Origin of the sequence: Pseudomonas frederiksbergensis (genome assembly GCF_900105495.1) — a bacterium.
GTDB lineage: Bacteria > Pseudomonadota > Gammaproteobacteria > Pseudomonadales > Pseudomonadaceae > Aquipseudomonas > Aquipseudomonas frederiksbergensis.
In genome coordinates, this window is the sequence record NZ_FNTF01000002.1 from 2,922,616 (window position 1) to 2,941,548 (window position 18,933).

The 18,933-nt window shown below is 59.4% G+C and carries 16 protein-coding genes; 11 read left to right on the forward strand and 5 right to left on the reverse strand.

The genetic code is table 11. The annotated features are described in order from the left end of the window. Positions 1 to 43: 43 nt before the first annotated feature. The 5 genes from BLW70_RS13730 to BLW70_RS13750 all read right to left on the reverse strand — a co-directional run bounded on the left by BLW70_RS13730 (position 44) and on the right by BLW70_RS13750 (position 5,039). A complete protein-coding gene (locus BLW70_RS13730) occupies positions 44 to 970 on the reverse strand; it encodes a GGDEF domain-containing protein (protein ID WP_074874749.1) in 927 nt (308 codons plus the stop codon). A 373-nt stretch (positions 971 to 1,343) separates the two neighbouring features. Further along, positions 1,344 to 2,084: a YciK family oxidoreductase gene (locus BLW70_RS13735; protein WP_074874751.1), complete on the reverse strand. Its 741-nt coding sequence runs from the start codon at positions 2,082 to 2,084 to the stop codon at positions 1,344 to 1,346. Positions 2,085 to 2,273: 189 nt separating this feature from the next. Next, positions 2,274 to 2,945 carry an N-acetylmuramic acid 6-phosphate phosphatase MupP gene (gene mupP, locus BLW70_RS13740; RefSeq protein ID WP_074874753.1) on the reverse strand — a complete coding sequence of 224 codons (672 nt, stop codon included), beginning with the start codon at positions 2,943 to 2,945 and terminating at the stop codon, positions 2,274 to 2,276. 4 nt (positions 2,946 to 2,949) lie between these two features. After that, the gene (gene ubiG, locus BLW70_RS13745; protein WP_074874755.1) at positions 2,950 to 3,648 is read right to left on the reverse strand and encodes a bifunctional 2-polyprenyl-6-hydroxyphenol methylase/3-demethylubiquinol 3-O-methyltransferase UbiG; all 699 of its coding nucleotides are present in this window, start codon (positions 3,646 to 3,648) and stop codon (positions 2,950 to 2,952) included. Positions 3,649 to 3,704: 56 nt separating this feature from the next. Next, positions 3,705 to 5,039 carry a TRZ/ATZ family hydrolase gene (locus BLW70_RS13750; protein ID WP_074874757.1) on the reverse strand — a complete coding sequence of 445 codons (1,335 nt, stop codon included), beginning with the start codon at positions 5,037 to 5,039 and terminating at the stop codon, positions 3,705 to 3,707. Positions 5,040 to 5,146: 107 nt separating this feature from the next. Between BLW70_RS13750 and mtnA the strand changes: the two genes are divergently transcribed. The 11 genes from mtnA to BLW70_RS13805 all read left to right on the forward strand — a co-directional run bounded on the left by mtnA (position 5,147) and on the right by BLW70_RS13805 (position 18,862). Next, positions 5,147 to 6,223, forward strand: coding sequence for an S-methyl-5-thioribose-1-phosphate isomerase (gene mtnA, locus BLW70_RS13755; RefSeq protein ID WP_074874759.1), 1,077 nt, complete (start codon positions 5,147 to 5,149; stop codon positions 6,221 to 6,223). A gap of 418 nt (positions 6,224 to 6,641) precedes the next feature. Next, positions 6,642 to 9,305, forward strand: a complete 2,664-nt coding sequence (gene gyrA, locus BLW70_RS13760) for a DNA gyrase subunit A (protein WP_074874761.1) — start codon at positions 6,642 to 6,644, stop codon at positions 9,303 to 9,305. 303 nt (positions 9,306 to 9,608) lie between these two features. Continuing rightward, on the forward strand, positions 9,609 to 10,694 hold the full coding sequence (serC, locus tag BLW70_RS13765) for a 3-phosphoserine/phosphohydroxythreonine transaminase (protein WP_074874763.1): 1,086 nt from the start codon (positions 9,609 to 9,611) through the stop codon (positions 10,692 to 10,694). Beyond that, positions 10,694 to 11,788: a prephenate dehydratase gene (gene pheA / locus BLW70_RS13770; RefSeq protein WP_074874765.1), complete on the forward strand. Its 1,095-nt coding sequence runs from the start codon at positions 10,694 to 10,696 to the stop codon at positions 11,786 to 11,788. Before serC ends, pheA begins: the two co-directional genes overlap by 1 nt. Before the next feature lie 12 nt (positions 11,789 to 11,800). Next, positions 11,801 to 12,913, forward strand: a complete 1,113-nt coding sequence (gene hisC, locus BLW70_RS13775) for a histidinol-phosphate transaminase (RefSeq protein ID WP_074874767.1) — start codon at positions 11,801 to 11,803, stop codon at positions 12,911 to 12,913. A gap of 28 nt (positions 12,914 to 12,941) precedes the next feature. Then, complete coding sequence (locus BLW70_RS13780) at positions 12,942 to 15,149, forward strand: bifunctional prephenate dehydrogenase/3-phosphoshikimate 1-carboxyvinyltransferase (protein WP_235865036.1); 2,208 nt, start codon at positions 12,942 to 12,944, stop codon at positions 15,147 to 15,149. Continuing rightward, the gene (gene cmk / locus BLW70_RS13785; protein ID WP_008148720.1) at positions 15,146 to 15,835 is read left to right on the forward strand and encodes a (d)CMP kinase; all 690 of its coding nucleotides are present in this window, start codon (positions 15,146 to 15,148) and stop codon (positions 15,833 to 15,835) included. The genes BLW70_RS13780 and cmk overlap by 4 nt, the downstream gene beginning before the upstream one ends. Before the next feature lie 120 nt (positions 15,836 to 15,955). Beyond that, positions 15,956 to 17,650, forward strand: coding sequence for a 30S ribosomal protein S1 (gene rpsA, locus BLW70_RS13790; protein ID WP_074874771.1), 1,695 nt, complete (start codon positions 15,956 to 15,958; stop codon positions 17,648 to 17,650). 218 nt (positions 17,651 to 17,868) lie between these two features. Further along, the gene (locus BLW70_RS13795) at positions 17,869 to 18,147 is read left to right on the forward strand and encodes a hypothetical protein (RefSeq protein ID WP_074874773.1); all 279 of its coding nucleotides are present in this window, start codon (positions 17,869 to 17,871) and stop codon (positions 18,145 to 18,147) included. A 151-nt stretch (positions 18,148 to 18,298) separates the two neighbouring features. Further along, positions 18,299 to 18,595, forward strand: a complete 297-nt coding sequence (gene ihfB / locus BLW70_RS13800; protein WP_003369729.1) for an integration host factor subunit beta — start codon at positions 18,299 to 18,301, stop codon at positions 18,593 to 18,595. Between the two features lie 27 nt (positions 18,596 to 18,622). Continuing rightward, positions 18,623 to 18,862, forward strand: a complete 240-nt coding sequence (locus tag BLW70_RS13805; RefSeq protein WP_052964115.1) for a LapA family protein — start codon at positions 18,623 to 18,625, stop codon at positions 18,860 to 18,862. The last annotated feature ends 71 nt before the right edge of the window (positions 18,863 to 18,933 follow it).

Here is an 18,933-nt window from a genome sequence, read left to right on the forward strand (position 1 = left end):
CTTTCGTTGCGGGCCGCTAACCCAGCGTGCCCGCGCCGCGCATTCAACCCGCCATCGCCAAGCGGTTACGTCCTTCGCGCTTGGCCACATACAACGCACTGTCGGCCCGTCGCAACAGGCTTTCGGCGGACTCGCCGGGCAATAGCGTCGAGCAACCAAGGCTGACCGTCAGCTCGACCGCATGGCCGTCAGCCAGATATTTCTCGGCCTGCAACGCAAATCGCAGGCGCTCGCCGATCATGGCTGCCGCCTCACGGCTCGTGTTGGAAAGCAGGATCAAGAACTCTTCGCCACCAAAACGGAAGACCATGTCCACATTGCGCAACTGATTTTTGATCGAGGCTGCAACGGCCTTGAGCACGTCATCGCCAGCGCTGTGTCCGTGGTTATCGTTGATGAGTTTGAAGTGATCGATGTCCAGCATCAGCAGCGACAAGGGTTGCAGATGCCGACGCGACATCTCGGTTTCCCGCTTCAGGGTCTGATCCATGGCGATGCGGTTGCCGGTATTCGTGAGCGGATCGCGCAAGGCGCTTTGGGTGGCCGCGCGGTAGAGCAAGGCATTGCGCATCGGGTACAGCAATGCGGACAGCAGTGACTCGAGGTCGCCTTGTTCCTGCTCACTGAAACGCTGGTTGCGGCGGAAAACCAGTTCACCCAGATTCTCGCCTTCATGACTGAGGCTATAGCTGATCGAGTGATGGCCGCGCAGGCCGAACTCCAGGCGCAAGTCGCTGGACAGGTGCTCGTACGTCATGGCGTCAAGCGGTACAAGTCGCTGAATCTCACGGAAGAAGAGCCCGAGAATGCGTTGCGGCTCAAGACTGGTTTGCAGCTGCAGGCCCAGTTGCTGTCGCCTTTGTGCAAGGCTGACCGGCCTCTCGATGAGGGTAGGCTGCTGACCAAAGCCCAGGCGTTGCAATTTGGCGCTATCGAAGTCAATTGCGTTGGTCTGGGAAGGTGATTTCATATGGCGTGCGCCCCTAAGCAGTAAGGCTGTCTTACAGGCTGGGTGAGAGCGGCTTTGGGCTGCGCGTCATACTGGTCCATCAGTCCCGTAGGACATCTGGCCCAAGTTTAGTCCGCTTTGCCGACGATAAGTAATCTGTCGGCTCAGGCGTCCGCCCGCTTGCTTTCACACTGCGTGTCTAAGCAGATATAGAGCGAAAGTCGTGCCATTCAGTTCAGTCGGATAAAAAACGTTATAAATCAATGTGTTGAAACTATTGATGAGGAGGGGTGGCGGGTTTTGTGACAGTTGCTTGACGTCTGATGGGAGGGTTGCGACGTGCTTTGAGTGCCACGGCGGGAAGCCGCCGCGGCACAAAAGCGACGCGCGGGCATTATTGAGCGTTGAACGCCTGACCGTTGATGCCGGTGCTGTCCGGACCCATCAGGTAGAGGTAGACCGGCATGATCTCCTCGGGCGTCGGGTTGTTCAGCGGGTTTTCACCCGGGTAAGCCTGGGCGCGCATGCTGGTGCGGGTGGCGCCCGGGTTGATGCTGTTTGAGCGCACCGGAGCCACGGTATCGACTTCGTCGGCGAGGGTTTGCATCAAGCCTTCGGTGGCAAACTTGGACACGCCGTAAGCGCCCCAATATGCACGACCCTTGCGGCCGACGCTGCTGGAGGTGAACACCACCGAGGCGTCCTGGGACAGCTTGAGCAGCGGCAGCAGGGTGCTGGTGAGCATGAACATGGCGTTGACGTTGACTTGCATGACACGCATGAAGTTTTCGCCGGACAGCTGCTCGATCGGCGTACGCGGGCCAATGATCGACGCGTTGTGCAGCAAACCGTCGAGGTGGCCGAATTCGGTCTCGATCATCGCTGCCAGCTCATCGTATTGATGGGGCAGGGCGGTTTCCAGGTTGAACGGGATAACGGCCGGCTGTGGGTGGCCGGCGGCTTCGATTTCGTCGTAGACCTGAGTCAGGTTGGCTTCGGTCTTGCCCAGCAACAGCACGGTGGCGCCGTGGGCGGCAAAGGTTTTTGCGGCGGCAGCGCCGATGCCACGGCCAGCGCCGGTGACCAGGATGACCCGGTCCTTGAGCAATTCTGGGCGGGCGGAATAATCAAACATGAAAAACCTCACAACAATTCAACAATAAGGCCGGCACTGAACCTGTGGCGAGGGAGCTTGCTCCCGTTCGGCTGCGAAGCAGTCGTAAAACTTGCAAATTCAGTGTGCCTGACAGATTGCAGTGGCAGATTAAAGGGCCGCTTCGCAGCCCAGCGGGAGCAAGCTCCCTCGCCACAAAAGCTTCTCTACTCAGCAGCTACAGAGGGCGCTATCCAAAACCTTGCGCAACTCCAGCGGATGATCGACCACCACATCCGCCCCCCAATGCCGCGGGTTATCGTCCGGATGAATGTAGCCATAGGTCACGGCGGCTGTCCTGGTGCCGGCGTCGCGACCGGATTCAATATCGCGCAAGTCATCACCCACAAACAACACGCTGGCCGGATCGAGGTCGAGCATCTTGCACGCCAGGATCAACGGTTCCGGGTCCGGTTTGCTGTTCTTCACATGGTCCGGGCAGATCAACAACGCCGAGCGCTCGGCCAGGCCAAGCTGCTGCATGATCGGCTCGGCGAAGCGCAGCGGCTTGTTGGTGACCACGCCCCAGATCAGGTTGGCCTTTTCGATGTCGGCCAGCAGTTCGCCCATGCCGTCGAAGAGTTTGCTGTGGACCGCGCAACCGGCGAGGTAACGCTCCAGGAACTCCAGGCGCAATTCCTCGAAACCCGGTGATTCCGGGTCCATGGAGAAGGTCACGGCGACCATCGCCTTGGCGCCGCCGGAGATCTCGTCGCGAATGTGTTTGTCGTTCATCGGCGGCAAGCCGCGGTCGGCACGCATCGCCTGACAGATCGCAATGAAGTCCGGCGCAGTGTCGAGCAGAGTGCCGTCCATGTCGAAAAGAACTGCTCTGATACGCATCGGCTTACTCCTCGCGCAGGGTCTGGATCATGTAGTTGACGTCCACGTCGGAGGCCAGTTTGTAGTGCTTGGTCAGTGGGTTGTACGTCAGGCCAATGATGTCCTTGACGGTCAGGCCGGCCATGCGGCTCCAGGCACCCAGCTCGGACGGGCGGATGAATTTCTTGAAATCGTGGGTGCCGCGCGGCAGCAGCTTCATGATGTATTCCGCGCCAACGATGGCGAACAGGTACGCCTTCGGATTGCGGTTGATGGTGGAGAAGAATACCTGGCCGCCAGGCTTGACCATGCGGAAGCAAGCGCGGATCACCGAGGACGGGTCCGGCACGTGCTCGAGCATTTCCAGGCAGGTGACCACGTCGAACTGCTCGGGCATTTCTTCAGCCAGCGCTTCGGCGGTGATCTGCCGATATTCGACGCTCACGCCGGATTCCAGTTGATGCAGTTGCGCGACCGCCAGCGGCGCTTCGCCCATGTCGATGCCCATCACGGTAGCGCCGCGCTGGGCCATGGCTTCGCTGAGAATGCCGCCGCCGCAACCGATGTCGAGGGCTTTCTTGCCGGCCAGGTTGACGCGTTCGTCAATCCAGTTGACCCGCAGCGGGTTGATGTCGTGCAGCGGTTTGAATTCGCTTTCGCGGTCCCACCAGCGATGGGCCAGGGCTTCGAATTTGGCGATTTCGGCGTAGTCGACGTTGCTCATGGTTAAGTCCTCTAAAACTTGAAAAATCCTGTTGCCCCGGTGATGAACCGGGGTGCTTACGATTCGGTATGGCCGCTGATGCGCTGGCCCCAGGCCTTGGCGGTGGCGCAGAGTTGTTCTTCATCCAGGCGAGTCAGGCGACGGTCGTCGAGCAATTGCTTGCCGGCGACCCAAAGGTGTCTCGCGCAGTCACGGCCGGTGGCATATATAAGCTGCGAAACCGGGTCGTAGACCGGTTGCTGCGCCAGGCCGGAGAGGTCGAACGCGACGATGTCTGCCGCTTTGCCGACTTCCAGCGATCCCGTTTCGGATTCAATGCCCAGCGCACGGGCGCCATTGAGCGTGGCCATGCGCAGGGCGCGATGGGCATCCAGCGCAGTGGCGGAGCCGGCGACGGCTTTGGCCAGCAAGGCGGCGGTGCGGGTTTCGCCGAGCAAGTCCAGGTCATTGTTGCTGGCCGAGCCATCGGTGCCGATCGCAACATTGACGCCAGCCTGCCACAAACGCTCCACCGGGCAGAACCCGCTGGCCAGCTTCAGGTTCGACTCCGGGCAATGAATCACGTTGGTGTTGCTTTCTACCAGCAACATCAGGTCTTCGTCGCTGATCTGAGTCATGTGGACGGCCTGGAAGCGCGGCCCCAACAAACCCAGGCGACCGAGGCGGGCCAACGGGCGCTCGCCGCGCTGCTCGACGGATTGCTGCACTTCATGCGCCGTTTCATGCACATGCATGTGGATCGAGGCGTCCAGTTCCTCGGTGATCACCCGGATTTTTTCCAGGTTATCGTCGCCCACGGTGTAGGGTGCATGGGGGCCGAAGGTGACTTTGATACGCTCGTGGTGCTTGAGATCGTTGAACAGTTCGACGCCCTGACGAATGGCTTCGTCCGCCGTGCTGGCGCCCGGGATCGGGAAATCGAGGATCGGAATGGCAATTTGCGCGCGAATGCCGCTGTTATGGACGCGCTCGCTGGCAACCTTGGGGAAGAAATACATATCGGAGAAGCAGGTGATGCCACCTTTGATCTGTTCGGCAATCGCCAAATCAGTGCCATCGCGCACGAATGCCTCGTCGACCCACTTGGCTTCGGCCGGCCAGATGTGGTTTTCCAGCCAGGTCATCAGGGGCAGATCATCGGCCAGGCCGCGGAACAGTGTCATCGCCGCATGCCCGTGGGCATTGATCAAGCCGGGGCAGAGCAACATGTCCGGCAGTTCACGGACTTCAGTTGCGTTAAGCTTCAGCGCAGCCGAACGTGGGCCAATGAATACGATGCGTCCGTCGCGGATGCCCAGGGCGTGCTCTTTGAGGACAACGCCAGCGGGTTCGACGGGTACCAGCCAGGTCGGCAGCAATAGCAAGTCGAGCGCAGCGGCAGTGTTCGGCATCGAGAATCGGTTCCAGAGCTTTTGTAAAGATGGCGAAGTATACCCGAGCGTCTTCGCAGGGGGATCGCTATAATCGACGGCTTTTGTTCATGTGTGCGGGGTGAGGGATGCGCGATCGACTGTTGGCTGCGGAGAAAGTAAAGGCCATCGATTGGCGTGATGGCGCCCTTTACCTGCTGGATCAGCGTGTTTTGCCGTTCGAGGAAACCTGGATTGCCTACACCAGTGCTGCTGGCGTGGCCGAGGCCATTCGTTCGATGGTGGTGCGCGGCGCGCCGGCGATTGGCATCAGTACCGCCTATGGCGTTGTGCTGGCGGCCCGCGCGCGGTTCGCCGAGGGCGGTGACTGGCAGGCGGCACTGGAAGAGGATTTCGCGCTGTTGGCCGATTCCCGTCCGACCGCGGTCAACCTGTTCTGGGCCCTGGGCCGCATGCGCGACCGGCTTGAGCGTCTGAAGGATCACGCCGATCCGCTGGCGGTGCTGGAAGCAGAGGCGATCGCCATTCATGAGAGTGATCGCGAAGCCAACCTGACCATGGCGCAACTGGGCGTGGACCTGATCCGCAAGCACCAGGGCAACGCCCAGGCGATCCTGACCCACTGCAATACTGGCGCATTGGCCACTGGCGGCTTTGGCACGGCGCTTGGCGTCATTCGTGGCGCGTTCATTGAGGGCATGGTCGAACGCGTCTATGCCAACGAAACCCGTCCGTGGCTGCAAGGTTCGCGATTGACCGCATGGGAGCTGTCCAACGAAGGCATCCCCGTCACACTCAATGCCGACTCCGCCGCTGCTCACATCATGAAGACCAAGGGCATTACCTGGGTGATCGTCGGCGCTGACCGGATCACCGCCAATGGCGACGTGGCCAACAAGATCGGCACCTATCAGCTGGCGGTGAACGCCATGCACCACGGCGTGCGCTTCATGGTGGTGGCGCCGAGTTCGACCATCGACATGAGCCTGGCCAGCGGCGATGACATTCCGATTGAAGAGCGCGATGGTCGCGAGTTGCTGGAAGTCGGCGGCAAACGGTTGGGGGCGGACGTGGATGCGTTCAACCCGGTGTTCGACGTGACGCCTGCGGATTTGATCGACGCGATCATCACCGAAAAAGGCATCGTCGAGCGCCCGGACACCGCGAAAATGGCGCAGTTGATGTGCCGCAAGCGTCTGCATTAAAGATATTTGGCGCCTGATAGGCCGCTATCGCGAGCAGGCTCGCTCCCACAGGGGATTTGTGACCGTCCCAGATCCAGTGTGGGAGCGAGCCTGCTCGCGATGGGGCCCAGATAGTCAACAAATATGCTTCATTCACCCCTGATATTTTCCTCTGAGCCTCTCTCGTCCCCTTTCAGCCTGCCACCAGTCAACTAACTACACTCCATGCGCATCAGGGGGATAGGTGCGTGGCGGCTCTTGTGATAACATCCGGCGGTTTCCAAGGTAGCCCGATGTGGCTGCCTTTACTGCGCAGATCCATGGCATAACTCGTTGATTTGTCGTAAGTCGGTGCATGGCACTCAGCCTGCAGCGGCGAGCTTCGTTCGTCCCATATGGATGTGACGAAGTTTCACCAGAAAAAGGAATCAGGCTTCTCATGGGCGAACTGGCCAAAGAAATCCTCCCGGTCAATATCGAAGACGAGCTGAAGCAGTCCTACCTCGACTACGCGATGAGCGTAATTGTCGGGCGGGCACTGCCGGATGCGCGCGATGGCTTGAAGCCCGTGCACCGGCGTGTGCTGTTCGCGATGAGCGAGCTGGGCAACGACTTCAACAAGCCGTACAAGAAATCTGCCCGTGTTGTCGGTGACGTGATCGGTAAGTATCACCCTCACGGTGATACCGCGGTGTACGACACCATCGTTCGGATGGCGCAGCCATTCTCGCTGCGTTACCTGCTGGTAGACGGTCAAGGCAACTTCGGTTCTGTGGACGGCGACAACGCCGCCGCCATGCGATACACCGAAGTGCGCATGACCAAGCTGGCGCACGAGCTGCTGGCTGACCTGCACAAAGAAACCGTGGACTGGGTGCCGAACTACGACGGCACCGAAATGATCCCTGCGGTCATGCCGACCCGTATTCCCAACCTGTTGGTCAACGGCTCCAGCGGTATCGCCGTGGGCATGGCGACCAACATCCCGCCGCACAACCTCGGTGAAGTCATCGACGGTTGCCTGGCACTCATCGACAACCCAGAGTTGACCATCGATGAGCTGATGCAATACATCCCCGGTCCGGACTTCCCGACCGCCGCGATCATCAACGGTCGCGCCGGCATCATCGAAGCCTACCGCACCGGTCGTGGCCGCATTTACATGCGCGCCCGCTCGATGATCGAAGATATCGACAAGGTCGGTGGTCGCCAGCAGATCGTCATCACCGAACTCCCTTACCAGCTGAACAAGGCCCGTCTGATCGAGAAGATCGCCGAGCTGGTAAAAGAGAAGAAGCTCGAAGGCATCACCGAACTGCGCGACGAGTCCGACAAGGACGGTATGCGCGTCGTGATCGAACTGCGTCGCGGCGAAGTGCCTGAGGTGATCCTCAACAACCTCTACGCCCAGACCCAGCTGCAAGCGGTGTTCGGTATCAACATCGTCGCGCTGATCGACGGTCGTCCGCGGATCCTGAACCTCAAGGACCTGCTGGAAGCCTTCGTTCGTCACCGTCGCGAAGTCGTTACCCGTCGTACCGTGTTCGAACTGCGCAAAGCCCGCGAACGTGGTCACATTCTGGAAGGTCAAGCGGTTGCCCTGTCGAACATCGACCCGGTCATCGCCCTGATCAAGGCCTCGCCAACGCCGTCGGAAGCCAAGGAAGCGCTGATCAAGACGGCGTGGGAATCTTCCGCCGTGGTCGCGATGGTTGAGCGTGCCGGTGCCGATTCGTGCCGTCCAGAGACCCTGGACCCGCAATACGGTCTGCGCGAAGGCAAGTACTTCCTGTCGCCAGAACAGGCCCAAGCCATTCTGGAACTGCGTCTGCACCGTCTGACCGGTCTGGAACACGAGAAGCTGCTGGCCGAGTATCAAGAGATCCTCAACCAGATTGGCGAACTGATCCGCATCCTCAGCAGCGCCACGCGCCTGATGGAAGTGATCCGCGAAGAGCTGGAAGTGATCCGCGCCGAATACGGCGACGTGCGCCGCACCGAGATTCTCGATGCCCGTCTCGACCTGACCCTGGGTGACATGATCCCGGAAGAAGAGCGTGTCGTGACCATTTCCCACGGTGGCTACGCCAAGACCCAGCCATTGGCTGCGTACCAGGCTCAGCGCCGTGGCGGTAAAGGCAAATCGGCTACCGGCGTCAAGGATGAGGACTACATCGCTCACCTGCTGGTCGCCAACAGCCACACCACGCTGCTGCTGTTCTCCAGCAAAGGCAAAGTGTATTGGCTGAAAACCTACGAAATTCCGGAAGCCTCCCGCGCTGCCCGTGGTCGTCCGCTGGTCAACCTGCTGCCGCTGGACAGTGATGAATACATCACCACCATGCTGCCGGTCGACGAATACACCGAAGGTCACTTCATCTTCATGGCCACTGCCAAGGGCACCGTGAAGAAGACCCCGCTGGAATCCTTCAGCCGTCAACGCAGCGTCGGCCTGATCGCGCTGGAGCTGGACGAAGGCGACGTACTGATCTCTGCCGCCATTACCGATGGTGAGCGTGAAGTCATGTTGTTCTCCGACGGCGGCAAGGTAACCCGCTTCAAGGAAACCGACGTTCGCGCCATGGGCCGTACCGCTCGCGGTGTCCGCGGCATGCGTCTGCCGGAAGGCCAGAAGCTGATTTCCATGCTGATCCCGGAAGAAGGCAGCCAGATCCTCACCGCTTCGGCTCGTGGTTTCGGCAAGCGCACGGCGATCACCGAGTTCCCTGAGTACAAACGTGGCGGTCAGGGCGTTATCGCCATGGTCAGCAACGACCGTAACGGCCGCCTGGTCGGTGCAGTCCAGGTGCTCGACGGCGAGGAAATCATGCTGATTTCCGACCAGGGCACCCTGGTTCGTACCCGTGTCGACGAAGTCTCCAGCCTGGGTCGTAACACCCAGGGCGTGACCCTCATCAAGCTGGCCAGCGATGAAACGCTGGTAGGTCTGGAGCGGGTTCAGGAGCCGTCGGAAGTCGAGGGTGAAGAGCTCGAAGGTGAAGAGGGCGAAGAAGGTGCAGTGTTCGACGGCGAAGTCGTGATCGACGACGTTATCGAAGACCAGCAACTCGACGCCGCAGCCGACGAAGAACCGCAGGAATAAGCGGACAAACAGGGGGCGGATGAGAATTCGCCCCCTTGTTGTTTGTCCGTAAAGAAATATCGACACCCATGGAGATCCGTGTGGGTGCCGGGCTTTTGTGGCGAGGGGGCTTGCCCCCGTTGGGGTGCGAAGCGCCCCTGAAACCAGTCGCCGTTATCTTGCATGAGAGCGTGGTGACCGGTTTGCGATTGCTTCGCAATCGAACGGGGGCAAGCCCCCTCGCCACAGGCAAGCCCGCTCCCACATTGGATCTGTGTCGACTGATGTGTTTGTACGATCCACCAAATCAGAGCGAGATTGGATGTGAGCAAGAGAGCCTATAACTTCTGTGCCGGTCCTGCGGCACTTCCCGAAGCTGTCCTGCAGCGCGCCCAGGGTGAACTCCTTGATTGGCACGGCAAGGGCCTGTCGGTCATGGAAATGAGCCATCGCAGCGATGAGTTCGTGTCCATCGCCACCAAGGCCGAGCAGGATCTGCGTGATCTGCTGAATATCCCCTCGAACTATAAAGTGCTGTTTCTGCAAGGTGGCGCCAGCCAGCAATTCGCTCAGATTCCTCTGAACCTGTTGCCGGAAAGCGGCACCGCCGACTATATCGACACCGGTATCTGGTCGCAGAAAGCCATCGAAGAAGCTTCGCGCTACGGAAACGTCAACGTTGCCGCTACCGCCAAGCCTTACGACTATTTCGCTATTCCCGGTCAGAACGAATGGAACCTGTCGAAAGACGCGGCCTACGTTCACTACGCACCGAACGAAACCATCGGCGGCCTGGAATTCAACTGGGTCCCGCAAACCGGTGACGTCCCGCTGGTGGCCGACATGTCTTCCGACATTCTCTCGCGCCCGATCGATGTTTCGCGCTTCGGCATGATCTACGCCGGCGCCCAGAAAAACATCGGCCCGAGCGGCATCGTCGTCAACATCGTTCGCGAAGACCTGCTGGGTCGCGCCCGTTCCATTTGCCCGACCATGCTCAACTACAAGGTCGCGGCCGACAACGGCTCGATGTACAACACCCCGCCGACCCTGGCCTGGTACTTGTCCGGCCTGGTGTTCGAGTGGCTGAAAGAGCAGGGTGGCGTTGAAGCCATTGGCAAGCTCAATGAAGTTAAACAGCGCACGCTGTACGACTTCATCGACGCCAGCGGCTTGTACAGCAACCCGATCAACAAGTCGGATCGCTCGTGGATGAACGTGCCGTTCCGCCTGGCTGACGACCGTCTCGACAAGCCATTCCTGGCCGGTGCCGAAGCGCGTGGCCTGTTGAACCTCAAGGGTCACCGTTCCGTGGGCGGCATGCGTGCCTCCATCTATAACGCCGTCGACATCGTTGCGGTCAACGCACTGATTTCGTACATGGCAGAGTTCGAGAAGGAACACGGTTAATGTCTGAGCAAGAACTCAAGGCACTGCGCCTGCGCATCGATGCCCTGGACGAGAAAGTCCTGGAGCTGATCAGTGAGCGCGCACGCTGCGCCCAGGAAGTTGCGCGAGTAAAGATGGCCTCGCTGGCCGAAGGCGAAGTGCCGGTGTTCTATCGTCCTGAGCGTGAAGCTCAGGTGCTCAAGCGCGTGATGGAGCGTAACCAGGGGCCGCTGGGCAACGAAGAGATGGCGCGGCTGTTCCGCGAAATCATGTCCTCGTGCCTGGCCCTCGAGCAGCCGCTGAAAGTGGCTTACCTCGGCCCTGAAGGTACGTTCACCCAAGCCGCAGCCATGAAGCACTTCGGTCACGCCGTGATCAGCAAGCCGATGGCGGCGATCGACGAAGTGTTCCGTGAAGTGGCCGCCGGTGCGGTGAACTTTGGCGTGGTCCCGGTGGAAAACTCCACCGAGGGCGCGGTCAACCACACCCTCGACAGCTTCCTCGAACACGACATGGTGATCTGTGGCGAAGTCGAGCTGCGGATTCACCACCACCTGTTGGTCGGTGAAAACACCAAGACCGACAGCATCAGCCGCATCTATTCCCACGCCCAGTCCCTGGCCCAGTGCCGCAAGTGGCTGGACGCCCATTACCCGAATGTCGAGCGCGTGGCGGTGTCCAGCAACGCCGAAGCGGCCAAGCGGGTCAAGGGTGAGTGGAATTCGGCGGCGATTGCCGGCGACATGGCCGCCGGTCTGTACGGGTTGACTCGTCTGGCTGAAAAAATCGAGGATCGTCCGGACAACTCCACGCGATTCCTGATCATCGGCAGCCAGGAAGTACCGCCGACCGGCGACGACAAGACCTCGGTTATCGTCTCCATGAGCAACAAGCCCGGCGCGCTTCACGAGTTGCTGGTGCCGTTCCACGACAACGGCATCGACCTGACGCGGATCGAGACCCGTCCGTCGCGCAGCGGTAAATGGACCTACGTGTTCTTCATCGACTTCGTCGGCCACCACCGCGACCCACTGGTCAAAGGTGTGCTGGAAAAGATCAGTCAGGAAGCAGTGGCACTCAAAGTGCTGGGTTCCTACCCGAAAGCAGTTCTCTAAGGGCGGTAGCAAATGAGTGGTGACTTCCTCGCTCTGGCACAGCCGGGCGTGCAACAACTTTCGCCTTACGTTCCGGGCAAGCCCGTGGACGAACTGGCGCGCGAGCTGGACATCGATCCGGCCAGCATCGTCAAACTGGCCAGCAACGAAAACCCGTTGGGCGCCAGTCCCAAGGCGCTGGCGGCAATTCGCGAAGAATTGGCCGAGCTGACCCGTTATCCGGACGGCAACGGTTTTGCGCTCAAGACCCTGCTGGCCGATCAGTGCCGCGTCGAGCTCAATCAGGTGACGCTGGGCAACGGTTCCAACGACATTCTGGAACTGGTCGCCCGTGCCTATCTGGCGCCGGGTCTGAACGCGGTATTCAGCGAGCACGCGTTTGCGGTCTATCCCATCGTGACCCAGGCCGTTGGTGCCACGGCCAAAGTGATCCCGGCCAAAGACTGGGGCCACGATCTGCCGGCCATGCTGGCTGCGATCGATGCCGATACCCGCGTGGTGTTCATCGCCAACCCGAACAACCCGACCGGAACCTGGTTCGGCGCCGAAGCGCTGGACGAGTTTCTGCAGGACGTGCCGGAACACGTGCTGGTGGTGCTGGACGAGGCCTACATCGAATACGCCGAAGGCAGCGACTTGCCGGATGGCCTGGATTTCCTGGCGGCGTACCCGAACCTGCTGGTATCGCGCACCTTCTCCAAGGCCTATGGCCTGGCGGCATTGCGGGTCGGCTATGGTTTGTCCACGGCGGTGGTTGCGGATGTGCTGAACCGAGTGCGTCAGCCATTCAACGTCAACAGCCTGGCCCTGGCCGCTGCGTGCGCTGCGCTGCAAGACGTCGAATACCTGGCCGAAAGCCGTCGCCTGAACGAATCAGGTATGCAGCAACTGGAAGCAGGTTTCCGTGAGCTGGGGTTGAGCTGGATTCCGTCCAAGGGCAACTTCATCTGCGTCGATCTGGGCCGTGTTGCGGCTCCGGTCTTCCAGGGCTTGTTGCGCGAAGGCGTGATCGTGCGTCCGGTGGCCAATTACGGCATGCCGAACCACTTGCGCATCACCATCGGTCTGCCGGCGGAAAACAGCCGCTTCCTCGAAGCGCTGACCAAGGTTCTGGCTCGTGGTTGATGTCACTGCACTGCAATCTGCTGAACCTATGATCGGTCGCCTAGTGGTGGTCGGTCTCGGGCTGATCGGCGGTTCGTTTGCCAAGGGTTTGCGTGAAAGCGGCCTGTGCCGCGAAGTGGTCGGGGTCGATCTCGACCCACAGTCGCGCAAACTGGCGGTTGAGTTGGGTGTGGTGGATCGCTGCGAAGAAGACCTGGCCGCTGCATGCCAGGGCGCCGACGTGATTCAACTGGCCGTGCCGATCCTCGCCATGGAAAAAATGCTCGGCCAATTGGCCGGCATGGACCTGGGGCAAGCGATTCTGACCGACGTCGGCAGCGCCAAAGGCAATGTGGTGCGCGCGGCAACCGAGGCGTTTGGCGGCATGCCGACGCGTTTCGTGCCGGGTCACCCGATTGCCGGTTCCGAGCAGAGCGGGGTGGAAGCCTCTAACTCAGAGCTGTTCCGTCGCCATAAAGTGATTCTGACGCCGCTGGATCAAACCGATCCGGCAGCGCTGGCAGTGGTCGACCGGTTGTGGCGCGAATTGGGCGCCGATGTCGAGCACATGCAGGTCGAGCGTCATGACGAAGTGTTGGCGGCGACCAGCCATTTGCCACACTTGCTGGCGTTCGGTTTGGTCGATTCGTTGGCCAAGCGCAATGAAAACCTTGAGATCTTCCGTTACGCTGCGGGCGGTTTCCGTGATTTCACAAGAATCGCGGGTAGCGACCCGGTCATGTGGCACGACATCTTCCTCGCCAACCGCGAAGCTGTCCTGCGCACACTCGATACATTTCGCAGCGACCTCGACGCCTTGCGCGACGCGGTCGATGCAGGGGATGGGCACCAATTATTGGGCGTGTTCACTCGCGCCCGGGTTGCCCGCGAACATTTCAGTAAAATCCTTGCCCGCCGGGCTTATGTGGACGCTATGAATTCCAACGACCTGATTTTCCTGGCACAACCTGGTGGCCGCCTGACTGGGCGGATTCGAGTACCGGGCGACAAATCGATTTCCCACCGTTCGATCATGCTCGGCTCCCTGGCTGAAGGCGTCACCGAAGTGGAAGGTTTCCTCGAGGGCGAAGATGCCCTGGCAACCTTGCAAGCCTTCCGCGACATGGGCGTCGTGATCGAAGGTCCGCACCACGGTCGCGTGACCATTCATGGCGTCGGCCTGCATGGCCTGAAGCCTGCGCCGGGCCCGATCTATCTGGGCAACTCCGGCACGTCGATGCGTCTGCTGTCTGGCCTGTTGGCTGCGCAGAACTTCGACAGCACCCTGACGGGCGATGCTTCGCTGTCCAAGCGTCCGATGAATCGCGTGGCCAATCCGCTGCGTGAAATGGGCGCCGTGATCGAGACCGCTGCTGAAGGTCGTCCGCCGATGATCATTCGCGGCGGCAACAAACTCAAAGGCCTGACCTACACCATGCCGATGGCCAGCGCCCAGGTTAAATCCTGCCTGCTGCTGGCGGGTCTGTACGCCGAAGGCAAGACCACCGTCACCGAGCCGGCGCCAACCCGCGACCACACCGAGCGCATGCTGCGCGGCTTCGGCTACCCGGTCAGCGTCAACGGTGCTACCGCTTCGGTCGAATCCGGCCACAAGCTGACCGCGACCCACATTGAAGTGCCGGGCGACATCTCGTCCTCCGCGTTCTTCCTGGTAGCGGCGTCGATCGCCGAAGGTTCGGAGCTGGTGCTTGAGCACGTCGGCATCAACCCGACCCGTACCGGCGTGATCGACATCCTGCGTCTGATGGGCGCTGATATCACTCTTGAAAACCAGCGTGAAGTCGGCGGTGAGCCAGTGGCGGATCTGCGCGTACGTGCAGCTAAACTCAAAGGTATCGAGATTCCCGAGGCGCTGGTTCCACTGGCCATTGACGAATTCCCGGTGTTGTTCGTCGCCGCCGCCTGTGCCGAAGGGCGCACCATCCTGCGTGGCGCCGAAGAGCTGCGGGTCAAGGAGTCTGACCGTATTCAGGTCATGGCGGATGGCTTGCTGGCACTGGGCGTAAAATGTGAACCGACCCCGGACGGCATCATCATCGACGGCGGCCAGATCGGCGGCGGCGAAGTGCACGGGCACGGCGATCACCGGATCGCCATGGCCTTCAGCGTGGCTTCGCTGCGCGCCACTGCGCCGATCCGCATCCATGATTGCGCCAACGTCGCGACGTCGTTCCCGAACTTCCTCGCGCTGTGCGCGCAGGTCGGTATCCGTGTTGCACAAGAGGCTCAGTCGTGATTATCAAGCCACCGGTCATCACCATCGACGGGCCTAGCGGTTCGGGCAAAGGCACTATTGCCGGGATTCTGGCCAAGCGCCTGGGCTGGTGCCTGCTGGATTCCGGTGCGCTGTACCGTCTGTTGGCATTCGCTGCGCGTAATCATGGCGTCGATCTGACCAATGAAGAGTCGCTGAAGCTGCTTGCCGCTCATCTGGACGTGCAATTCGTCGGTGCGACCGAAGGTCATCCGCAGCGGATCATTCTCGAAGGTGACGATGTCACTGATGATCTGCGCAACGAACAAGTTGGCGCCTGGGCTTCCCAGGTCGCTGCGCTGCCGGCGGTGCGTGACGCGCTGCTCCAGCGCCAGCGGGCGTTCCAGGAGGCTCCGGGCCTGGTGGCCGATGGTCGCGACATGGGCACGGTGGTTTTTCCCGATGCGCCGCTGAAGATATTCCTCACTGCCAGTGCCGAGGAGCGTGCGCGCCGTCGATACTTGCAGTTGAAGGGCAAAGTCGATGGTGTTAGTCTGTCGAGTCTGCTAGATGAGATACGTGTCCGCGATGAGCGTGACACCCAGCGAGCGGTAGCCCCGCTCAAACCGGCGGCTGACGCCATACAGCTGGATTCCACGGAATTATCCATCGATCAGGTGCTGGAACGCATCATGAGCGAGATCGCCATTCGCGATATCGCCGGGTGACCAAGAAGCGACTCAGGGGACCAGTCATAGTCCTGCGCCGTTTCTTCAAATGAACATAACCCACGTCGTCTGGGATGTGGAGATGGGCGTATCCTTCGCCCTTATTCAACAGGAATTAAAATGAGCGAAAGCTTTGCGGAACTCTTTGAAGAAAGCCTAAAAACCCTGAACCTTCAGGCAGGCTCCATCATCACCGGTGTTATCGTTGATATCGATTACCAGGCTCGCTGGGTAACCGTTCACGCTGGCCTGAAGTCTGAAGCACTCATCCCGCTTGAGCAGTTCTACAACGATGCTGGCGAACTGACTATCAACGTCGGTGACGAAGTTCACGTTGCTCTGGACTCGGTTGAAGACGGCTTTGGTGAAACCAAGCTGTCCCGTGAAAAAGCCAAGCGCGCTGAATGCTGGATTGTTCTGGAAGCAGCCTTCGCAGCCGAAGAAGTGGTCAAGGGCGTTATCAACGGTAAGGTTAAAGGCGGCTTCACTGTCGACGTTAACGGCATCCGTGCGTTCCTGCCAGGTTCTCTGGTTGACGTCCGTCCTGTGCGCGACACCACGCACCTGGAAGGCAAAGAGCTGGAATTCAAGGTCATCAAGCTTGACCAGAAACGCAACAACGTTGTCGTTTCCCGTCGTAGCGTCCTCGAAGCCGAGAACTCCGCCGAGCGTGAAGCTCTGCTGGAATCCCTGCAGGAAGGCCAACAAGTCAAAGGTATCGTCAAGAACCTCACCGATTACGGCGCATTCGTCGATCTGGGTGGCGTCGATGGCCTGCTGCACATTACCGACATGGCTTGGAAGCGTATCAAGCATCCTTCCGAAATCGTCAACGTTGGCGACGAGATCGATGTCAAGGTTCTGAAGTACGATCGCGAACGCAATCGTGTTTCCCTGGGCCTCAAGCAACTGGGCGAAGATCCATGGGTTGCTATCAAAGCCCGTTACCCAGAAAGCACCCGCGTTACCGCTCGTGTAACCAACCTGACCGACTACGGCTGCTTCGCTGAGCTGGAAGAAGGCGTTGAAGGCCTGGTACACGTTTCCGAAATGGACTGGACCAACAAGAACATCCACCCTTCGAAAGTCGTACAAGTCGGCGACGAAGTGGAAGTTATGGTTCTGGACATCGACGAAGAGCGTCGTCGTATCTCCCTCGGCATCAAGCAGTGCAAATCTAACCCCTGGGAAGATTTCTCTGGCCAGTTCAACAAGGGCGATAAAATCTCCGGCACCATCAAGTCGATCACCGATTTCGGTATCTTCATTGGTCTGGACGGCGGCATCGACGGTCTGGTTCACCTGTCCGACATCTCCTGGAACGAAGTGGGCGAAGAAGCCGTTCGCCGCTTCAAGAAGGGCGACGAGCTGGACACCGTTATCCTGTCGGTTGACCCAGAGCGCGAGCGCATCTCCCTGGGTATCAAGCAACTGGAAAGCGATCCGTTCTCCGAGTACGTTCAAGAGAACGACAAAGGCGCAATCGTTAAAGGCATCGTGAAAGAAGTTGACGCTAAAGGCGCCATCATCACTCTGGCCGACGATATCGAAGCGACTCTGAAAGCCTCCGAAATCAGCCGTGACCGCGTTGAAGACGCGCGCAACGTTCTGAAAGAAGGCCAGGAAGTAGAAGCCAAGATCATCAGCGTTGACCGCAAGAGCCGTGTAATCCAGCTCTCCATCAAGTCGAAAGACGATGCTGAAGAGAAAGAAGCAATCCAGAGCCTGCGCGACAAGCCAGCTTCGGATACCGCTGCTCCTGGTCCTACCACTCTGGGCGACCTGTTGCGTGCACAAATGGAAAAGCAGAACTAAGTTCTGTCAGACCATAGAAAAAGGGCGACTTCGGTCGCCCTTTTTTGTGGCCGGGATTTGCTGATCTTGATGGTTTCGCAATCCTGCGATTGATTGTCATGAAACCAATCCTCCCCACAAGTTGTCTCTTTCTTTAAGCGGATCAATCGTTTATTTGCAGCTAGGCTTTAGCTTGAAGCGAACGACCGTCGGGTGACACGTCCGACCTAAGGAAGCGAATGAACAAGCTCATTGTCGTCATGGCAGTACTGACATTGGCGGGCTGTACCACTAGCGCCAAGACTCATGCGGTGCGTGGGGTCAGTGGTATCGAGATCGATTGTTCGGGGTTGGGGTCGGGATGGGAGAAGTGTCACAAGCGAGCGAACAAGGAGTGCAAGGCGGCGGGCTACAAAGTTGTGGCCAGGTCCGATGATGCCAAAGATGAGGATGAATACCTCTTTGGCTTCAATCCCGCGGGCTATCTGACGCGCACCATGCTGGTTATCTGCAGGTGAGCCCGCAAGGGCGTGACAGCGTTCCAGTGATCTGAAATCGTGCATCTCTTTATGGGTAAAGATATGTCAAAACTCGGGCTGTTCAAATTCATCGGGGCGTGCTAAAACCTTTGAAGCGCTGATCTAGCTGCTTGAAAAAGAAGGGAAAAATATGACGAAGTCGGAGTTGATCGAACGAATTGTCACCCATCAAGGGCTGCTCTCATCCAAGGATGTGGAGCTGGCCATCAAGACCATGCTTGAACAAATGTCCCAATGTCTGGCCACCGGTGATCGCATCGAGATCCGTGGGTTTGGCAGCTTCTCCTTGCACTACCGCGCACCGCGCGTAGGGCGCAATCCAAAAACCGGTCAGTCCGTCAGCCTCGACGGCAAGTTCGTGCCGCATTTCAAGCCAGGCAAAGAATTGCGTGACCGTGTGAACGAGGATGAGGAGGAAGGTCTTTGACGGCGTCTGTTATACAAGGAACCGCTCATGCGTAACCTCAAGCGCGTACTGCTCGCCGTATTCGTCCTGTTGCTGGTTTTGGCGATCCTGGCGTTCGTTCTCGAGAATCAGCAATCGGTTTCCTTGCTGTTCCTGGGTTGGGCGGGGCCGCAACTACCGGTATCGCTGGTCATGGTCATTGCGTTGCTGATCGGGATGGTGATCGGGCCGATTCTTGGCTGGTTTCTGGGGCGTACATCCAGAGCTTCCCGCAAGCGCCTTGTCTGATTACGACATAACGCGCAAGGCGCACTGAGCTTTCGCCACAGCTTGTCTATATCCATTAGTAAAACCGTCAT

Bases quoted from the DNA above. Each gene is read 5' to 3' on its own strand.
- BLW70_RS13730 (WP_074874749.1), bottom strand. From the start codon at position 970: ATGAAATCACCTTCCCAGACCAACGCAATTGACTTCGATAGCGCCAAA.
- hisC (WP_074874767.1), top strand. From the start codon at position 11,801: ATGAGTGGTGACTTCCTCGCTCTGGCACAGCCGGGCGTGCAACAACTT.
- BLW70_RS13805 (WP_052964115.1), top strand. From the start codon at position 18,623: ATGCGTAACCTCAAGCGCGTACTGCTCGCCGTATTCGTCCTGTTGCTG.
- gyrA (WP_074874761.1), top strand. From the start codon at position 6,642: ATGGGCGAACTGGCCAAAGAAATCCTCCCGGTCAATATCGAAGACGAG.
- ubiG (WP_074874755.1), bottom strand. From the start codon at position 3,648: ATGAGCAACGTCGACTACGCCGAAATCGCCAAATTCGAAGCCCTGGCC.
- pheA (WP_074874765.1), top strand. From the start codon at position 10,694: ATGTCTGAGCAAGAACTCAAGGCACTGCGCCTGCGCATCGATGCCCTG.
- BLW70_RS13735 (WP_074874751.1), bottom strand. From the start codon at position 2,084: ATGTTTGATTATTCCGCCCGCCCAGAATTGCTCAAGGACCGGGTCATC.
- ihfB (WP_003369729.1), top strand. From the start codon at position 18,299: ATGACGAAGTCGGAGTTGATCGAACGAATTGTCACCCATCAAGGGCTG.
- BLW70_RS13795 (WP_074874773.1), top strand. From the start codon at position 17,869: ATGAACAAGCTCATTGTCGTCATGGCAGTACTGACATTGGCGGGCTGT.
- mtnA (WP_074874759.1), top strand. From the start codon at position 5,147: ATGCGCGATCGACTGTTGGCTGCGGAGAAAGTAAAGGCCATCGATTGG.
- BLW70_RS13780 (WP_235865036.1), top strand. From the start codon at position 12,942: ATGATCGGTCGCCTAGTGGTGGTCGGTCTCGGGCTGATCGGCGGTTCG.
- mupP (WP_074874753.1), bottom strand. From the start codon at position 2,945: ATGCGTATCAGAGCAGTTCTTTTCGACATGGACGGCACTCTGCTCGAC.
- BLW70_RS13750 (WP_074874757.1), bottom strand. From the start codon at position 5,039: ATGCCGAACACTGCCGCTGCGCTCGACTTGCTATTGCTGCCGACCTGG.
- rpsA (WP_074874771.1), top strand. From the start codon at position 15,956: ATGAGCGAAAGCTTTGCGGAACTCTTTGAAGAAAGCCTAAAAACCCTG.